Below are 17,203 nucleotides of genomic sequence, written 5' to 3'. Positions count from 1 at the left end.
GTGTCAATTCTCTTGGCAAAGCTGTTTGATGCGAGCGAGCAGCGTTTCCAGGTCCGCCGGCTTCAGGAAGACATCCTCCGGGGTGATGCCTATTCCCATTTTACTCACCATTTCTGATATTTCTACAGAGCCTGTATGGATAAGAAAATGAGCGTCGGGACTTTTTTCTTTGGCCAGACGGATGAATTCGTGGCCGTTCATGTCTGGAAGGCGCATGTCCACAATGCAGATATGTGCAGGTGACTTCTCAATATCCTCAAGCGCTTCTTCAGCAGTATGCATCGCGACGACGTCGAACTCATCAAAGTCTTCCAGAAACATCGCGATCATTTGTCGTATTCTTGGTTCGTCATCAAGAATAAGAATTCGAACTGGGTTCGTCATGAGTATCTCCCTGCTCCAGTGTGGGGAGCTCGATTACGAAAGTGGTCCCTTTGCCTACTTCAGACTTTACAGATATTTCACCGTTATGGCCATTGGTGATGATAAAAAATGAAACGGAAAGTCCCAATCCTGTGCCAACGTTTGGTTGTTTTGTAGTGAAAAAAGGCTCGAAAATTCTATGTAGTTGATGTTCCGGTATGCCCGGCCCGTTATCTTCAATCTCCACCCGGAGTTTTTTGGGACTGGACAAGATACGTAGTATAATTTGGGGAGATTGTGCCGGAGTTTTTTGCGACATCAAGGCCTGCGCCCCATTGCGCAACAGATTGAGAAACACCTGTTCCATCTCTGTTTCCGTACAATTGACAGGGGGTATATCTACCTCGTAATCGCGTATGATTTCAATTCTTTTAAAGTCATAATGTTTTTTAAGGTCATAATCGTTTTTTGCAAGTTGGACAGCCTTGTCCAGGATCGCCCTGAGATCGCAAATCGTACGCCTTGATTCGCTCTTGCGGCTGAAATTCAGCATGTGGCGTACTATGCCAGATGCCCGTAATGCCGCTTCTTTGATATCGAGGATGAATTGATCCATTTGCCGTTGGCGCATATACATATCAAGGAGTTGGAGGTCCAGGCCAATTTCTGAAGCAACCTGAATGTTCTTCTTGAAATCAGGGCGTGAGCGTTGCGCCAGGTTTTGTACGGCTTGCAAAACTATTCCCAAGGGGTTGTTTATTTCGTGTGCGATGCCGGCGGCAATGCCCCCCAAAGATACCATCTTCTCCGTCTGGATCATCATTTGCTGCATGTGTTTCTGGTCGGTCACATCGCGGCCAATGACCATCAGCATGGGAAGGCCGTCAAGAGTCAGTCTCTTGAAGGAAAGGGAGAGAATAAGGTTTCTTCCATCTTTGCATGTAAATTCTATTTCAAGACCTCTTAAGGGGATGTTCTTGCGAATGTTGGCGATAAAGTCTTCACCTTGCGCTTCATTGGCATAGAGGCCGAGTTCTGACCCTGATTTGCCAATGACTTCATCTCGGGAATAACCAAACAGGTGCAGGAAAGATTCGTTTACTTCGTGTATCTTTTCAGTTTCAGTATTGGAGATGACAATAGGATCCGGACTCAGCATGAAAAGTTCTGAAAATTTCTTCTCCGATGCTCGCAAGGCCAATTCAGCACGTTTCCTTTCCGAAATATCTTCCATGGTGCCGTCAATGTAAGGAGGCCCCCCCATAGAGTCTGACTTCAACGTTGCATGAATGATTGTGTAGAGGGGGACATTGTCCTTTCGCTTGAATTCCAATTCAACCGATGTTCCTTCTGGAGAGTTCGCCAGTGCTTGAAGAAAAGTCTTGCGGTCTTCCGCTACCAGATAAATGTCACTTGCCAGGTTGTTGACATTCTCCAGCATCTCTTCTGGCGTTTCAAAACCAAACATTTCGGAGAGCTTAGGATTTGCCTCAAGCAAGTGTCCCTTTTCTGTGGTGCGAAAAACGCCCACAGGGGTGTTATTGAATATTTCACGATACTTTTTCTCGCTTTCAGCAAGGGCGAGGGCAGCGTTCTTCTCTTCAGTAATATCCACAACCATGGACAAAATAGCCTGATTTTCTCCATAGGGAATTTTAACGGTGGAAAAGAGTACATAAGACGTTGAACCATCAGGGTTCAAGGTTTGGGCTTCTTCATTGAACACCCCTTCTTCTTGGATTTGTTTGAAAAGAGCATCCAGTTTTTCCTGGGAAAACATGCTCATGATGGAAGGAGGTGTGGCCAATGCCTGCTCCCTGCTCATTTTTTTGGATTTGAGAAAAGCCTCGTTCACATCCAGAAAGCGTCCATCTTCAAGGCTGTTGATAACGATTGCATAGGGCGCATTGTCGAAAATCGACCTGAAGCGGCGTTCACTCTCTTCCAATGCCTTGCGGGATTCACGAATCTCAGTGATATCTCTGCTTTCAGGAATGATATAAATAATATTGCCGGATTCATCCTTGAAAGGAGAAAATGACAAATCCACAACGATTTCACGCCCGTTCTTGTCCAAATGCCTGACTTCTCGCCTGTAAACCTTTCCCTGGCATGCCGTTTTGATGGCTTCCTCGCACATGCGTTTTGCCGCGGTATTGTCCGGCCACCAGGGCGCTTCCCAGAAGAATTTACCAATTGGCAGGTTCGCATCTTCCAGAAGCACTTTTTTGACGGAACTGTTGATGCGCAGCAGGCGTCCTTCAAGGTCCAATAGACCAAAAAAATTGAACGCTTGGTTAAAAATGGCAGTAGAGAGTGCTTCGGACTCCGCAAGAGCGGTTTGCACTTCCTTAAGATGCTGAATATCGACATTTGTGCCTACCAGTCGAACAGCTTGTCCGGCAGCATCGCGCTCGGCAACCTTGCCGCGCGACATAATCCATTTCCAGCCTCCTTCTTTGGTTCGCATCCGACTTTCAACTTCAAAGTGATCGGCTGACTGGATCTCTCTTTGTATTTTTGCTTCAGTTTTTTTCAAGTCATCAGGATGAAAAAACTTCCGTAAAAATTGGTGATCGCCTGGGATCTCATGGGGCGCATAGCCCAACATCTCGTACCAGTGCGGGCTTAAATTAACCTGCCCAGTAAGGAGGTTCCAATCCCAAATGCCGTCATGGGTGGCATCCAGGACATCCTCGATTCGTCTCTCTTTTTCTGCCAGGTCGCGGAGCATTACGTTTTGAGAGAGGGAGTAGAGGAGGAAGAGCCATAATATTGGAAGGATGGCACCAGTATAGTTCTCCAGTTGCTCCACATCGTGGCGGATTCCAATTGACTCCAACACCATGAATCCTATGTAGGCCAGCAGAAAGATTGCCAGCAAAGCGAAGATATTGCGAAAATGGGGAGTTTTCCTGCTCGCTGGCGTGCGAAAGAACAGGACCAAGGCAATTATAACCGAGGTGATGGACAGAAGGTCGAGTATGGCGATGGAAGGTAACTCCATCATTTTATTATCGATCTGGTGAACAGGAAACTCCAGCAGGCGAGTAGTAAGCATCCAATAAAATACAACGAATGCTCGATAACGTTCATTACATTGAGTAAGATGTAAGATTCAATGACTGTTGCAGTCCACGCCGCCAAAAAACAACAATAGGAAAAAACAAGCACTTTCATGTAGGGCGTACGAAACAACGTCTGCCTGTTAGCATACATGAATACAGGTATTCCCATTCCAACTATCAGAGTGATAAGCTCTATCTCTTCGAACATTTCTCAAGTCCTCTACGGTCTTCTTGATAGAACAATATAGCAAAACTGCGAGGTTAGATAGTATGAAATGCTACGATAACAGATGTATACCAGGACGGCTGAAAAATAAAACATGCTTCTTAACGGTAAATAGCAGTCAAAATTTCAGTAGCAGTTTATACCGAGATCAAACTGCAGTAAAGTTGCTTCATTTTTTCAGTTTGAAAAAATAAAAAGTGATGGTCTTTTATCTGGAGCGTTGTGAATTGGGCGAAATGAAGAACTTTGTCGGTCAATACCTGCTTTCGCCGCTGTGTGTCTGTGCGCAAGACGCCATGATCATGTGATTTTTGCCCCTCCCTGCATACCACGGTGCACCGCACGCAAGCTTCAAAACAATGAAGCCCAGAAGGGATGTTCTGGGCTTTGTTCCAAAGGCTTGGAAGGGGGCTTATGACGGCTGGAAAGCTGCGGTTTGGCCGTGAAGAAGCAGTTTCAAATCATGATGTCGGTGTTCGCATGGTGTGCTGATGTAGGGCTTGGCTGCACAACTACATGTTGTTGATTTTGCAGGCTGCGCAAGCGGCGCCGAATCCGTTGTCGATATTCACAACCGTTACGCCACTCGCACAGGATGTGAGCATGCCAAGGAGGGCGGAAAGTCCGGAAAAGGACGCTCCATAGCCAATGGACGTGGGGACAGCCACAATGGGCTGTGACACGAGGCCACCGATAACGCTGGCCAGGGCTCCTTCCATGCCGGCAATAACGATGATGACTCTGGCTTTGCGGATGTCAGACAATCTGTCCATCAATCGATGAATGCCCGCCACGCCGACATCTGAAATGATTCTGGCCTTGGAGCCAAGTATTTCGCATGTGGCGCGTGCTTCTTCTGCGACGGGAAGGTCGGAGGTGCCGGCCGTGACAATGGCAATTTCCCCGTTTTTGTATTCGATGGGGCTTGTAATGAGCGTCAACGTTCTGCCCAGGGCATTGTATGTGGCATCTGGGCAAAGGGACTGCACGTGATCCGCCATCTCCTGCGAAACTCTCGTCGCCAGAATATTGGTGTGCCCGCGCAACCTGGAAAAGATGTCGCCAACTTGTTCAGGTGTTTTTCCCTCTGCGTAGACGACTTCGGGAAAGCCATTGCGCAGGGAGCGGTGCAGGTCAAACTTGGTGTGCCCTAAATCCAGATAGGGAAGATCACGCAATCGCTCTACGCCGTCTTCTATCTCGAGCTTGCCTTCTTTAATGTCAGAAAGCAGTTTGTGTAATGAGGCGTCCATATATAATCCTCCAAAGACTATTCAATCGGTGTATTGAGACTTCCCATACGGTACCCCTCAAGGTCGAGGGTCACATGCTCGTATCCCAGTTCTTTCAAACGGGTGTGAATAGCATGTTCTTCGTTCGCTTTGATCAAACGCGCCAGGGCATCGTGTGGTACTTCGATACGTGCAACATTTCCATGGCTCCGCAGGCGAACTGCGGGAAAGCCTAATGACCGGAGAATCCGCTCGCCGTTGTCTATGCGTTTGAGTTCCTGTTCTTCCACGTTGCTGCCATGGGGAAGACGCGTCAGCAGACATGCCCCTGCAGGGTGGTTCCAGGTGTCCAGCCCAAATTCCCTGGATATGTCGCGGATATCCTGCTTGGTCATTCCAGCATCAAGAAGCGGACTTTCTACCCCCAGTTCTTCTATGGCTTTGCGCCCCGGCCTGTAGTCGCTCAGGTCGTCGGTATTGCTGCCATCCAACACATGGCTGATTCCGGCATCGCTTGCAATCTTGAGCAAATGGCCAAAAAGGTGGCGTTTACACAGGTAACAACGCTCGGGCGGATTGCCAGCAAGCGCCGGCAGTAATGGCATTTCCTCAACACGATGTGTTACGCCGTATTGTTTCGCCAGGGCGATGGCGCCCTCCACTTCTTCACACGGAGTGTAGGGCAGGGAAAAGGTAACGGCCAGCACGCCTCCAGGTAGTGCTTCGTTGGCGGCGTGCAATAAAAGGGCACTGTCCACACCTCCAGAAAACGCCACCAGCACGTGTTCCATGCCCTGCAACGTTTCCAAAAGGCATGCATAGCGTTCATGTTGAACATCCGAGAGCATTTTTTACCCCTGCGTAGCCACGGCGGTATAGACTTTGGCCAGCGGGACGTCGGCCTTTCTGGCAATGGCTTGGCATTCTTGGTATTCTGGTTTGAAGTGCAATACTTCTCCATCCAAAAGCGCTTCCTTGACGCTGACCGGGCCGTATTGGGTCTGGACCTGCCTGAAGCGGCGCTCCAGAGAGGTCTTCTCCAAAGGAAAGTTTTTTACACCCAAGGTCGTCGTGTTTCTGAACAAAAGGTTCATGAAGCGCTCCGTGTCAGCAGCGTAACAGAGTAGAGAAATTTGGGTAGCCGGGCGATTTTTCTTCATCATGATAGGGGTGAAGTGTACGTCCATGGCGCCGGAATCCATGAGCAGCGCCATGACATCGCCCAGCTGCTCACCGGTCATATCATCTATATTACACTCCAATAGCTGTGCGTGCACTGATTTTGGAAGCGTCTGCTGGCTTTTTCCCGATGTGTCCGATGCCGCTACATTTGCCAGGTGGACCCGAGTCAGATTAGGCAGACCGGTCTTGCAGTGGCCTATGCCATAGCCCGTTTTTGTGACGGTCATGGCAGGTGTTACAGTGAAACAGTCCACCAAGGCGGCAAGAATGGCTGCGCTCGTAGGTGTTGTGGTTTCGTGGTCGGCCCTGCCACGTTTGGTGGGGATTCCTTCCAAAATCTCCACAGTCGCCGGTGCAGGGACGGGAATAACACCGTGAGCGCAACGGACAGTGCCGCTGCCCAATGCAACAGGCGATGCCCACACCGCGTCCACGCCCAGGTGATGATAACAAATGGCGGCCCCTACAATGTCTACAATGGAGTCTGTGGCTCCTACCTCGTGAAAATGAACGTCTTCCACGGGCTTGCCATGAACCTTTGCTTCGGCCTCTGCCACCTTCAGAAAAATGCGCAGGCTGGTTTCCTTAACGTTGTCGTCCAGGCTGCTGGCCATGATGATATCGCGAATGTCTGCAAAGTTACGTTGGTGGCCGTGGTCGTGCGTTTGTTGGCTGTGGTCGCGTGTGGAATGAGAATGATCGTGAGTGTGCGCCCCTGCTGCGAGATGCACATCCACCCGCGTACCATGAATGCCGTTGCGGGCATCTGTGGAAACCGACAGCTCGAATTCCTTGCCCAGGCCAAGTTTGTCCAGTTCCGCAAGGAGGAATTCCGGCGCAACGCCAAGATCGATCATGGCGGCGAGATTCATATCGCCACTAATGCCGGCGAAACAATCGTAATAGAGTATTTTCATTTGTGAGATATCCGTTTTTATCCTGAAACCTTGAAAATATGAAAAGCTGTCCTGGTGGATACGCACCTTCTTCATTCGAGCGTGACGCTATCCAGGAGCCTGGCGATTGCATTGCGTGGTGAGACGTTTGTGATTCCTGGTGCCCGAAACATGGTACATCCAGCATGAGTAAAAAAACAATTCTCACGTGTTTTATTGTGTCTGTTTTTTATTCAGTTCTCAATTGGAATGAGAGATAGTCATCTGCTCGTAGAGTAAAACTATAAGATCGCATCTGACACGTGGAAAGACTCATTCATGGAATAAAGTTGCCTGATTCTCTACGATGGCGAAACGCGTAAAATACAAAGAGGGAGGTGTCCGCCCGCGTTTTGTGCAGGCGGGCACCATGGGGAAGAAGTTAGGCGTCAATTCCTATAAGTGTGTATTCCTGGCGTCCAATGCCTATTGCTTCGGCATGGTCGAGGGTATGTGTGCCATGTCGGGATTCGATGCGCTCCCTTAAGGATGCGCTCTTGCCCTTGTCCGCTGCGTAAACCAGATCGACACAGGCGTGGTCCAGGGCCACAGGGTCCAGGGACGCCAGAATACCGATGTCGTCGAGTTCCGGAGGTGCTGGATTGCTGTCGCAGTCACAATCAATTGACAGGTTGTTCATCAGGTTGATGTACACAATCTTATCGTTGCCCAACTTGTCGATGACAGAGCCGGTTGCCTCGGCCATGGACTCAAGGAATTTGTCCTGGTCAGCGCTCATGGCAGGTCCGAAACTGTCCAGTTTTTTGGTGCCACCGGCCGTGTGAATCCACATTTTTCCTTCACCGGAGGCGATGCCGATGGAAGTATTCTTGATTGCCCCGCCAAAACCACCCATGGCGTGCCCTTTGAAGTGGGAGAGAATAAGGAAGGAGTCGTAGTTGGCGAAATGCTCACCCACAAAATTCTCCTTGATCCACTTCCCCTTTGGATAGGGCAAACTGATGGAGCCATTTTCATCCATGACATCGACAGCTGCTATGCCGGTGAATCCGTGATCTTCAAGGGCTTTCATATGGTCAGCCGTTTTGAATCGCTTGCCGCGATATGCGGTATTGCACTCCACAATGGTGCCATCCACATGGTGGATGAGCTCTTTGATCAAGGCAGGTGCGGGGTAGTTGTGACCGCCTGGTTCGCCGGAGTGTAACTTTAACGCCACCTTGCCAGGGAGGGCGCGATTCTCCATCAGACGACCGTAAACCTTCATCACGCCAGCGGAACTGATGTCTTTTGTTAGATATACAGGAGCACCTTGCGCCGCATTGGCAAAGACGCCATGCCCGGTCATGGAGATGCTCGCCAGAGCTATGGCTCCGGTTTTAATGAAATTGCGTCTGGAAATGGGTTGGTCCATTAGTATCCTCCTGATTTAGAACAACTGAAAAGTCTGGAAAACAACACTTTCAAAGCTACTGCTTTTTTGGGCGGAGGGAATATCAGATCCTATCCAATTCTTGCACAATTCTCTTGGACAGACTCAGGATATGGTAGCCACAAGGGCAGTGTCGTATGACGGATGTGGAGGCATTACCGGGAAGGATTGTGTGGCTCTCAGGAAAGCAGCATTGCCGATTAGTCTTGCGAACTGGGCAGAAAAGTGAGGCATTGCTCACCAGGAAAGTGGTGAACTGCCCCCCCTTTTTTTGTCGCTGCAAGTAGACGGTGCTTCTGTCATAAGAAACAGACGCGCATGAATTAACGCAGGTCGATGCGAGGTCTTCTTTTGTCAGTAGGCTGCGTTGACAGTAGCAAACCGCGTCGCATTTCATTGCGCCAGCAATGGAATTTCTTCAGAACATTGGTTCACATGCGCATCCAAATGATCCCTGTTGCATCGTAGTTTCTACTGTTAGCGACTGTAAACGTTGCCCCTGATTGGGCATTGAAACAGTTCCTGGCTATAAGATGTGTTTTCCTTAAGGAGAAGTTGTAAGGTGCCTTATTTCTCGATCTGAATGGTTCCTGAGAGTTCTTTAATGTGTTCTACACCTTGCGTGGCGCGCCCCAATTCATAGAGTCCTGGTGCGGAGCCGAAAGAACCGTAAAACAGTACAACATCTCCCCACGGTGCATAGTAGGCAAGTGTCCCTGCTTGCACGTTTTTAGCCAAAGGGGTGCCGCTGGTTTTCAGTTTCTCAGGAGGGTAGAATATCTTCTCGTTGCCGCCGTAGTTCTCTACTTCGATGTTCAATGGTAGTTGCGCAACCAGATCTTTGGCAGCCTGGCTGTCATTGAGTTCAAAAACTATGGCATTTCCATTGGCTTTTACTGTTATCTGCATAATGTTGTCACTCCTTGTATCAGTCGGTTCCATCTTTTGAATGACGGCGGTTCCCGACATGGCGGCAATATTATCGATGCCGCTCAAACCGACGCCTAGACGATGCATTTCATCGCCTGCATAAAAATCTTTGTAGAGCATGAAGGCGTCTCCCCATGGCTCATAATAGCTGAGCTCTCCCTTTTTGCCGTCATGGTAGGCTTCGGCCGCAGTCACGCTCAGCTTTTTGGGAGGGTAGAACATCCATTGTGCATCACGAAAATTTGTTAGTTCCAAAGTCAGTGGAAGCTGGCTGTATAATTCTTTTGCAGCTTTGGTGTCATACAGCTGGAATGTCGCTATTTTCCCTTGTGAGGTGATCGTGACCTTCATTTCCGAAAGACTCAATCCGTGCTCTTCACTTTCGGATGAAGCGGCTTCTGCTTTTTGCTGCATACATGCAAGCAAAATGAAAATCGTACAACCAAACACTATCAGAGGAATCAAACGGTCCATGGTAATCCTCCAGGTTGCCCGCTACATGGAGTATCCGGGCTTTTTGTAGAGAAAACTCTTCTTGGATTGAATTTCAGGCTCGTAGACTTTCTCTTTCCAGTCGGCGGAAGAAACTTCCTCAATGGTGACGGAAACAGACGACGCATTGCTCCCAATGATGTTCACAACATCTTCCACAATGGCGTCTGCAAGCCGTTGCTTGTCTTCTTCTGACCTTCCGGGCCAGAGCTTGACGTTGATGTGGGGCATGGTTTCCTCCTTGGATGCATCCGGTGCCAGCGCTGCAAGAACATCTATTTCTCCAGCGCCGGCGAAAGCAGTCAGTTCACATGCAACTGCGGCCCCCAGAGCTACAGTGCTTTTGGTCATGAAATCACGTCGCGTATATTTGTCTTTCATGTGTCCTCCGTGGGGGGAGCGTCTGCGTCAAATGGTCGTCAGGCATGCAAGCCCATTGTATATGCCTGATCCATGGCTTGCGTGCCCTTGACACCTCCTGCGTTCCAGACCCCGGTCACGGAAATGATCCCTTTTTCCCGGATGTTGTGCAGACACCCGGTGAAGACCCGAAAGCTCTCCACGGTGCTGTTTACAGGAAAACTGCCCCCTGCTGCGGAGATGATAAAATACACGTCCTTGTCTTGTATCATGGAATAAATGGGGCAGACCCTGTCGATAAAAGTCTTCATCTGGCCATTGAAGGAGCGGAAGTACACAGGGGTGGCCAAGACCAGCACATCGGCTGCAAGGATTTTCTTGTGGATCGCGGCCATATCGTCCTGCTGCACGCATGTGCCTTTTCCACCCATGCAGGAACAACAACCGGTGCAATAGTTGATGTTGCTGTCAGCCAGTCGAATCTTTTCGGCAGTGTGCCCGGCTTCCTTTGCGCCCCGAACGAATTCGTCGCAAAGGATATCTGAGTTGGCTTGTTTTCTTGGGCTTGAGGAAATGAGAAGTATATTTTTGTTCATGGGATTTTACGGGGGTATATGCAGGTGCTTTGGCATCTGCCATTCAAGAACCCCTTCCCGGCAGGGAGTGCGACCTTAACCGGGAAGGGGGTGGTAGTCCGTTGTGCTTCATCTAAAACACAGCGTCTTTAGTTATTACGCTTGAAACTATTGGCGTTTGGCCAGCACGTCGGCGAGTACTTCCTTGGCGATTTGGGCCTGCTTTTCACTTACCTTGGTTTCAAGCACTTCCACGAAGCTGTGCATCTGACCTTCGGTCAGTCCGGTGTTCATGGCTGCGCCAAGGTGAAAAGCAAGCTGGCCGGCTGTCCCGCTCATGTTGGCAAGGGCCGCGATGGTGGCGAGTTTACGCTGTTGGTGCGTCAGTACGTCCCGGGCAAAGATGTCCGCAAACAGATGCTCTTTCAGGAACGTATCCATGATGGGCGAAAACAGCTGCCATTCGGCACCGGACATGTCTTTTTCAAGCCCGGCAAGCTTTGCACGAATTTTTCCACCGTATTCGTCTTTGTCGAAATCAGCAGGCAGGGGGGAGGCTTCTTTGCCTACTTCGTCCTTGATGCCCCTTGCCTCGCGTTCCTTTACGACGCCCATGAAAGCAGCCATGCCGTTGAGACTGCGGGGAAAGCCACAGTAGGCGTACAGCTGGACCAAAACTTCCTTGATTTCATTGATGGTCATTCCTGCGTCCAAACCTTCATCCAAGGCAGGTTTGAGACGGTCGATGTCGCCGCTTGCTGTAAAGGCCGCAATGGTGACGATGGCCTGCTGGCTGGCGGTTAAGGTTGTCTCTTTGTTCATTTCTTGTGCCTCCGTCATGGTCGTGAAGCCAAAACACAGTGTCAGTGCGAGAATGCCGAAGATGATTTTCTGTATGCGCATGATTTTGGCTCCTAACGACTCATATATTGTTCATCAGTTACTTTTTCCTTCCACACCACGGCCTCGCCATCCTTGATACCAGTGATGACCAGGTGGGTCATGGCCGCATCCGGGGTGGCTCCATGCCAGTGATCAATGCCGACCGGGCACCAGACGGCTTCCCCTTCCTTGAACTCGAGTACTTTTCCGTCGCGCGTTCCAGTCAGGGCGATGCCGGATGTGACGATCATGTGCTGCCCAGCAGGGTGCAGGTGCCAGGCGGTTCTGGCGCCAGGCTGAAAGGTGACATACGCCCCGGAGTAACTGGCTGTATCGTTACTGGGGAAGACCATGTCCACCTGAACATCGCCGGTGAAATACTTTTCAGGCCCCTTGAAGGATTTCTGTGAGCCTTCCTGGTAAAGCACCTGCGATTCCTGTTCTTGCCCTGCATAGACTACTGATACGGCCAGCAGCATCAGAGCGACAATCATGATACCGTGTTTCATTGCATACTCCATTTTGTTTAGTCCGGTGCCCCGCACAAGGCGCCACGTCTCACGATGGTGGAGGCGAGGGGGGTGTCCGGGATTGCCTGGCTAAACCGGTTGTTACCGGCAGGAATTTGTAATGACCACCTGATGCGTTTTCTTAATCGAGCGCGTCGTATTCTTCGTCAGAAACCGGCTCCAGCCATTCGTTGGAGCGATCTGCAGCGGGCACTTCCACAGCCACATGGGCGAACCAGGAGTCCTTGGCAGCGCCATGCCAATGCTTGGTCTCAGGTGGGATATTGACAACATCTCCGGGGTGCAGCTCCTGGGCGGGTTTTCCGGCTTCCTGGTACCAACCGCGACCACCCGTCACCAAAAGAATCTGTCCGCCCTTATGATGGATGTGCCAGAAATTGCGGCAGCCTGGCTCAAAGGTGACGTTGCCGATATAAACGCCTTCCGTTGAAAGCATTTTCAGGTAACTTGTTCCGATAAAATAGTCTGCGTAGGCCTCGTTTTTGTCTCCTTTCGGGAAAATGCCTTCGCCATTGAATACATCGCTCATGATACGTCTCCTCCTATCGTGTTTGAATGAATGTTTTTAAAAGTAGAAACAGAAGAAAAGCCTAGACCTCTTGTAAGGATTTCCGCCCGAGGCCTCTGACTCCTTCTATTCTTATTTTTGATTATCTTCATTAAAACACAAAAAGGGAGGGTGGATTCTCTAAAATTCTTGCTTGATCCTCTAAAATTGAAAAATGCTGCGTTCCCAACATCCAGGAAAGCAGAATTTTCAAATGCTATCAGTACGATACGTTTAGGGCGCATGTGGGGCATTTTTTACTGAAACTGTGACTGCATTCTTTTCAATAAAAAATGGGCGAATCAAACTACCCGAGCAGGAGTGTTCTTCCCTCGGTTTCGGCAAGGTTTGAGAGAGCGCTTCTACCTAAAGAGGGGCAAACGTTGGGTGTGTTCATAGGATTGGGCAAGAAAATTGTAGGATCATGTCTCCCCTTCAACCTTTTGAGACCTTACAAATAATACCACAGCTTATTACTCTAGAATATAATGTATTGTGCAAGCACATCGGAGTGAGGATGGCCAGACGGAGCAAACAAATGATTTATTTATTCGTTATTATAGCAGGTTGCCTGGCGATAGCCGGTTGCGCCATCCTGAATCAGGCAAAGTTCGGCAAAAGCCCGGAGGGGGAGCGGCTCGAGCGGGTTGAAGCTTCTCCAAATTATGCTGACGGGGAATTCAAGAACCTGATCCCTACGCAAACCCTTGCCGAAGGACAAAGCACCTTTAAAATAATAGTCTCTGGATGGTTCTCTCATCCGGAGCGGTTACGGCCGGAAGAACCGCTTCCCACCGAAAGGGTTAACCTGACTGGCCCGAACGCCCTGGATAGAGACAAGGATGTTTTGATCTGGCTCGGCCATTCCTCATATTTCATTCAATTGGGGGGGAAGAGGTTTTTGGTGGACCCCGTCTTCAGCAGTTATGGGGCGCCGTTTTCCTTCCTCAATAAGACATTTCTCGGAACGGATATCTATACCGCTGCAGATATGCCGGAGATCGACTATTTGTTGATTTCGCATGACCACTGGGATCATTTGGATTATCCAACGGTCATGGCGTTGCAAGAGAAGGTTGCCAATGTCATCTGTCCTCTTGGAGTTGGCGAAGACTTCGCATATTGGGGGTATCCAAAGGAAAAAATACGTGAGGGCGACTGGAATGACAGTTTCAAATTTAACGATGGGTTGGAAGTAACAGTCGTCCCCGCCCGTCACTATTCCGGACGTCTCTTCAGCAGGAACAAGACCTTGTGGGCTGGTTTTGTCATCGAAAACCCTGCGCACAGGTTGTATTTGAGTGGTGATACCGGGTATGGGCCGCATTTCAAGGAATTGGCAGCAACCTTTGGTTCATTTGATCTTGCCGCCCTCGATGGGGGGCAGTACGACTCGCGTTGGCCGCTCATCCACATGACCCCGGAAGAAGCGGTACGCGCCGCTCAGGAACTGGGAGCCAAGTCAATGTTGCTTGCGCATGTCGGCAGGTTTTGCATTTCCGCCCATTCGTGGGATGAACCGTTCTATCGTGTAGTTGAGGCAAGCAAGCAACAAAATGTTAACCTGCTTACTCCCAAGATTGGTGAGCCCCTGTGGCTCAATGGTAGTGGGCAACAATTTTCTCAATGGTGGGAAGGGATTAAGTAGTTATTCCCTCATCTTTCATCTACCGCAATAATTTAGCAAAGGTGTAGAAGCATGGAAAAAGCAAAAGTTTTCTTTACTGATTTTCGTACCAAAGCTTTTGGTGACGGTCTGCCGACAAAGCTGAAAAAAATGATCAAAAAAGCCGGGATTGGCGATATCGACATGGACGGAAGGTTCGTCGCCATTAAGTTGCATTTTGGCGAATTGGGCAACATCAGCTATCTGCGCCCCAACTATGCCAAGGCTGTTGCCGACCTGGTCAAGGAAATGGGAGGCAGACCGTTTCTTACTGACTGCAACACCATGTACCCCGGCAAACGGAAAAATGCGTTGGAACATTTGGAATGCGCCTGGGAAAATGGCTTTACCCCGCTGACCGTAGGCTGCCCGATTCTGATCGGCGATGGCCTTAAAGGCACCGATGATATTTGTGTCCCTGTCGAAGGGGGCGAGTACGTAAAAGAAGCCAAAATCGGCCGTGCTGTCATGGATGCGGATGTGTTCATCAGCTTGACCCACTTCAAGGGGCACGAGGTTACCGGTTTTGGCGGCGCCATCAAAAATATCGGTATGGGGTGCGGCTCACGCGCGGGTAAGACTGAGCAGCACAGCGACAGCAAGGCGACCATTAATAAAGAACTGTGCAAAGGCTGCAAGACTTGCCTAAAAGAATGCGCCAACAATGCCCTTGAATTCAATGAAGAAACAAAAAAGGCGCATGTCAATCAGGATAATTGTGTGGGTTGCGGGCGCTGCCTCGGTGCTTGCAACTTCGACGCGATCTCCTTTGGCTTCAACGCAGCCGTGGCGTCTTTGAACTGCCGCATGGCTGAATACACCAAGGCTGTTGTTGATGGTCGTCCGCATTTTCATATTTCTCTTGTCGTAGATGTTTCCCCCAACTGTGACTGCCACGGTGAAAACGACGTACCCATCCTGCCTAACCTCGGCATGTTTGCATCCTTCGATCCCCTGGCTCTTGATCAGGCCTGTGTGGACGCCTGTATGAATGCAAAACCGCTTCCGGGCAGCCAACTCACCGACAACATGGCGCAGTTGGATTTTGTAGACCATAAAGATCACTTCACCAATTCCAGGCCTGAATCCGAGTGGAAGACCTGTCTGGATCATGCCGAGAAGATCGGACTCGGAACAAGGGAGTATGAATTGATCGTGGTGAAATAAAGGAGGTCGTATAATGCAAGTTATTGGACTCGAAGAATATGGAGGACCGGAGGTTCTCAAGCCTTTTGAAATTCCTACCCCGCATGCGGGCGAAGGGGAAATCCGGGTCCAAGTGAAGGCAACGACCGTGAATCCTGCAGACGTTATGCTGCGAACCGGTTACAGGAACTGTATAAAGGTTACGACACGCCCTTTGTCCCCGGTATGGACGTTGCCGGGGTGGTTGACGAAGTCGGCGAGGGTGTCACGTCATGGGAAATGGGTCAGGAAGTTGTAGCGGTCGTCGATAACATCGGCAGTTATGGAGCATACAGCGAGTACGTTGTTGTTCCTGCTGTTTCGGTGGCCAAAAAGCCTGCAGGACTCAGCTTTGTCGAAGCCGCTTCCTATCCCATGAACTCTTTGACCGCGCGCACTATACTCGACACCTTGTCGCTCCCAAAAGGGGCAGTCTTGGCCGTCACTGGCGGACCGGGCGCCCTCGGCAGCTACGTCATACAGCTGGCGACGAACGAAGGCGTCAAGGTTATTGCCGATGCGGCTGACAAGGGCGTGGAATTGCTCGGCTCCTTTGGCGCCAGCGAGATTGTGGCGCGTGGCGACGGTGTGGCTGATCGAATCCGCGAAAAATATCCCGATGGTGTGGATGCAGTTGTGGATTGCGCGCTTTTGCATGACGCCATAACTCCCGCCATTCGCGATGGCGGACAGATGGCTGTCTTGCGAGGGGGGGGCGGAGAACCCGGGCGCGGCATTACCGTCCATCGGATCAATGTACGCAACTCGGTTAAGAACCAACCTGCCATTATCCGGTTGGCCGAGCAGGTTGAAAGCGGTTTGCTTGCCATCCGTGTTGCAAAGACATTCCCCGCAGACCAGGCGGCGGATGCCCATGCAATGATCGACCAAAGCGGTGTCCGTGGTCGCATAGTGCTGACATTCTAGCATTGGTAGCAGTTAGTCAGCGAACGCCGCTCAAGTCGGTTTGTATATAAAACTGAAGAAGAACGCCCCCGCAGCTTTAGGTTGCGGGGGCGTTCTTCTTTTGGGGGTGGGGAACCCGGTAATGCGGAAGTGTGGCTGTTAGTCCAGTTCAATCCGCATGGAGATGGAAGCGTCCAGTGTATCCATCACAGAAAGGGGAGCACGCAGCACACCCATGTTCACGATGCCGTCGAACTGCTCAGAAATCTCCTCATCCTTATACAGAATGGTAAAATAATTACCATTCACAGCAAAAGAGACATCACCGTTCTTCCAACCGTTGCGTAAATCCTTTTCATCGTATTCCAAGGGGTCGCTCATTACACCGCAATAGTCGTGGGCATACCGCTGCAATTTGACTGTGTAGGGAAGTTTGGCGATGAGCGCTTTGGAAGATTTACTGTCGTTCAGCACAGCAGGAATCACGGTGTCGCCCACAATGAGTTTGATCTTTGTACCGTTTTCCAGGGTACGGCTTGGGTAGCCTTCGCCATTGCCGCTTTTGCCCGAGGCCGCGCGGCAGTGCGAGGCCTGTGCAAGAATGCCAAGTGTGATAAGGCTGATTATGGCCAATTTCAACATTTCGAGCTCCTTATTGTCCATTTTCAATATATTAGAAAGTCGAACAGAGAATTTCTGATCTATTAGCTATTGTTCCTGACTATCAAAGG

The 17,203-nt window shown here is 50.1% G+C and carries 16 protein-coding genes; 3 read left to right on the top strand and 13 right to left on the bottom strand.

Annotated elements, in window-relative coordinates; translation table 11 throughout:
• Positions 1-3 precede the first annotated feature (3 nt).
• From ACZ5EH_RS19495 to ACZ5EH_RS19440, 12 genes are all read right to left on the bottom strand, one after another.
• On the bottom strand, positions 4-384 hold the full coding sequence (locus tag ACZ5EH_RS19495) for a response regulator (protein WP_464275543.1): 381 nt from the start codon (positions 382-384) through the stop codon (positions 4-6).
• Complete coding sequence (locus ACZ5EH_RS19490; protein ID WP_464275542.1) at positions 353-3,424, bottom strand: PAS domain-containing sensor histidine kinase; 3,072 nt, start codon at positions 3,422-3,424, stop codon at positions 353-355. The genes ACZ5EH_RS19495 and ACZ5EH_RS19490 overlap by 32 nt, the downstream gene beginning before the upstream one ends.
• 745 nt (positions 3,425-4,169) lie before the next feature.
• Complete coding sequence (gene larB, locus ACZ5EH_RS19485; protein ID WP_464275541.1) at positions 4,170-4,910, bottom strand: nickel pincer cofactor biosynthesis protein LarB; 741 nt, start codon at positions 4,908-4,910, stop codon at positions 4,170-4,172.
• Positions 4,911-4,927: 17 nt separating this feature from the next.
• Positions 4,928-5,737, bottom strand: a complete 810-nt coding sequence (gene larE, locus ACZ5EH_RS19480; protein ID WP_464275540.1) for an ATP-dependent sacrificial sulfur transferase LarE — start codon at positions 5,735-5,737, stop codon at positions 4,928-4,930.
• Between the two features lie 3 nt (positions 5,738-5,740).
• Positions 5,741-6,988 carry a nickel pincer cofactor biosynthesis protein LarC gene (larC, locus tag ACZ5EH_RS19475; RefSeq protein ID WP_464275539.1) on the bottom strand — a complete coding sequence of 416 codons (1,248 nt, stop codon included), beginning with the start codon at positions 6,986-6,988 and terminating at the stop codon, positions 5,741-5,743.
• Positions 6,989-7,388: 400 nt separating this feature from the next.
• The gene (locus tag ACZ5EH_RS19470) at positions 7,389-8,381 is read right to left on the bottom strand and encodes a DUF362 domain-containing protein (RefSeq protein WP_464275538.1); all 993 of its coding nucleotides are present in this window, start codon (positions 8,379-8,381) and stop codon (positions 7,389-7,391) included.
• A 585-nt stretch (positions 8,382-8,966) separates the two neighbouring features.
• Positions 8,967-9,803, bottom strand: a complete 837-nt coding sequence (locus tag ACZ5EH_RS19465) for a cyclophilin-like fold protein (RefSeq protein WP_464275537.1) — start codon at positions 9,801-9,803, stop codon at positions 8,967-8,969.
• 21 nt (positions 9,804-9,824) lie between these two features.
• Complete coding sequence (locus tag ACZ5EH_RS19460) at positions 9,825-10,202, bottom strand: tautomerase family protein (RefSeq protein WP_464275536.1); 378 nt, start codon at positions 10,200-10,202, stop codon at positions 9,825-9,827.
• 38 nt (positions 10,203-10,240) lie between these two features.
• Positions 10,241-10,777, bottom strand: coding sequence for a flavodoxin family protein (locus tag ACZ5EH_RS19455; protein ID WP_464275535.1), 537 nt, complete (start codon positions 10,775-10,777; stop codon positions 10,241-10,243).
• Positions 10,778-10,924: 147 nt separating this feature from the next.
• Positions 10,925-11,659: a carboxymuconolactone decarboxylase family protein gene (locus ACZ5EH_RS19450; RefSeq protein WP_464275534.1), complete on the bottom strand. Its 735-nt coding sequence runs from the start codon at positions 11,657-11,659 to the stop codon at positions 10,925-10,927.
• Positions 11,660-11,670: 11 nt separating this feature from the next.
• Positions 11,671-12,147 carry a (R)-mandelonitrile lyase gene (locus ACZ5EH_RS19445; protein ID WP_464275533.1) on the bottom strand — a complete coding sequence of 159 codons (477 nt, stop codon included), beginning with the start codon at positions 12,145-12,147 and terminating at the stop codon, positions 11,671-11,673.
• Positions 12,148-12,289: 142 nt separating this feature from the next.
• A complete protein-coding gene (locus ACZ5EH_RS19440) occupies positions 12,290-12,697 on the bottom strand; it encodes a cupin domain-containing protein (protein ID WP_464275532.1) in 408 nt (135 codons plus the stop codon).
• A gap of 556 nt (positions 12,698-13,253) precedes the next feature.
• On the opposite strand from ACZ5EH_RS19440, the gene ACZ5EH_RS19435 reads away from it, so the two are divergent.
• The 3 genes from ACZ5EH_RS19435 (at position 13,254) to ACZ5EH_RS19425 (ending at position 16,493) form a co-directional block, all read left to right on the top strand.
• Positions 13,254-14,363, top strand: coding sequence for an MBL fold metallo-hydrolase (locus ACZ5EH_RS19435; protein ID WP_464275531.1), 1,110 nt, complete (start codon positions 13,254-13,256; stop codon positions 14,361-14,363).
• A 51-nt stretch (positions 14,364-14,414) separates the two neighbouring features.
• Positions 14,415-15,548, top strand: coding sequence for a DUF362 domain-containing protein (locus tag ACZ5EH_RS19430; RefSeq protein WP_464275530.1), 1,134 nt, complete (start codon positions 14,415-14,417; stop codon positions 15,546-15,548).
• Between the two features lie 168 nt (positions 15,549-15,716).
• On the top strand, positions 15,717-16,493 hold the full coding sequence (locus tag ACZ5EH_RS19425; RefSeq protein WP_464278331.1) for an NADP-dependent oxidoreductase: 777 nt from the start codon (positions 15,717-15,719) through the stop codon (positions 16,491-16,493).
• 138 nt (positions 16,494-16,631) lie between these two features.
• Here ACZ5EH_RS19425 and ACZ5EH_RS19420 read toward each other — a convergent pair whose 3' ends face one another.
• Positions 16,632-17,114 carry a cyclophilin-like fold protein gene (locus tag ACZ5EH_RS19420; RefSeq protein WP_464275529.1) on the bottom strand — a complete coding sequence of 161 codons (483 nt, stop codon included), beginning with the start codon at positions 17,112-17,114 and terminating at the stop codon, positions 16,632-16,634.
• Between the last annotated feature and the right edge of the window lie 89 nt (positions 17,115-17,203).

The organism is Desulfovibrio biadhensis, from assembly GCF_055388615.1.
This window is presented reverse-complemented; position numbering and strand designations above follow the sequence as displayed.

Excerpts from the sequence above, each read along its gene's own strand:
- ACZ5EH_RS19420 (WP_464275529.1), bottom strand. The coding sequence starts at position 17,114 with ATGTTGAAATTGGCCATAATCAGCCTTATCACACTTGGCATTCTTGCA.
- larE (WP_464275540.1), bottom strand. The coding sequence starts at position 5,737 with ATGCTCTCGGATGTTCAACATGAACGCTATGCATGCCTTTTGGAAACG.
- ACZ5EH_RS19430 (WP_464275530.1), top strand. The coding sequence starts at position 14,415 with ATGGAAAAAGCAAAAGTTTTCTTTACTGATTTTCGTACCAAAGCTTTT.
- ACZ5EH_RS19490 (WP_464275542.1), bottom strand. The coding sequence starts at position 3,424 with ATGCTTACTACTCGCCTGCTGGAGTTTCCTGTTCACCAGATCGATAAT.
- ACZ5EH_RS19440 (WP_464275532.1), bottom strand. The coding sequence starts at position 12,697 with ATGAGCGATGTATTCAATGGCGAAGGCATTTTCCCGAAAGGAGACAAA.
- ACZ5EH_RS19450 (WP_464275534.1), bottom strand. The coding sequence starts at position 11,659 with ATGCGCATACAGAAAATCATCTTCGGCATTCTCGCACTGACACTGTGT.
- ACZ5EH_RS19470 (WP_464275538.1), bottom strand. The coding sequence starts at position 8,381 with ATGGACCAACCCATTTCCAGACGCAATTTCATTAAAACCGGAGCCATA.
- larB (WP_464275541.1), bottom strand. The coding sequence starts at position 4,910 with ATGGACGCCTCATTACACAAACTGCTTTCTGACATTAAAGAAGGCAAG.
- ACZ5EH_RS19465 (WP_464275537.1), bottom strand. The coding sequence starts at position 9,803 with ATGGACCGTTTGATTCCTCTGATAGTGTTTGGTTGTACGATTTTCATT.
- ACZ5EH_RS19435 (WP_464275531.1), top strand. The coding sequence starts at position 13,254 with ATGATTTATTTATTCGTTATTATAGCAGGTTGCCTGGCGATAGCCGGT.
- ACZ5EH_RS19495 (WP_464275543.1), bottom strand. The coding sequence starts at position 384 with ATGACGAACCCAGTTCGAATTCTTATTCTTGATGACGAACCAAGAATA.
- ACZ5EH_RS19455 (WP_464275535.1), bottom strand. The coding sequence starts at position 10,777 with ATGAACAAAAATATACTTCTCATTTCCTCAAGCCCAAGAAAACAAGCC.
- larC (WP_464275539.1), bottom strand. The coding sequence starts at position 6,988 with ATGAAAATACTCTATTACGATTGTTTCGCCGGCATTAGTGGCGATATG.
- ACZ5EH_RS19445 (WP_464275533.1), bottom strand. The coding sequence starts at position 12,147 with ATGAAACACGGTATCATGATTGTCGCTCTGATGCTGCTGGCCGTATCA.
- ACZ5EH_RS19460 (WP_464275536.1), bottom strand. The coding sequence starts at position 10,202 with ATGAAAGACAAATATACGCGACGTGATTTCATGACCAAAAGCACTGTA.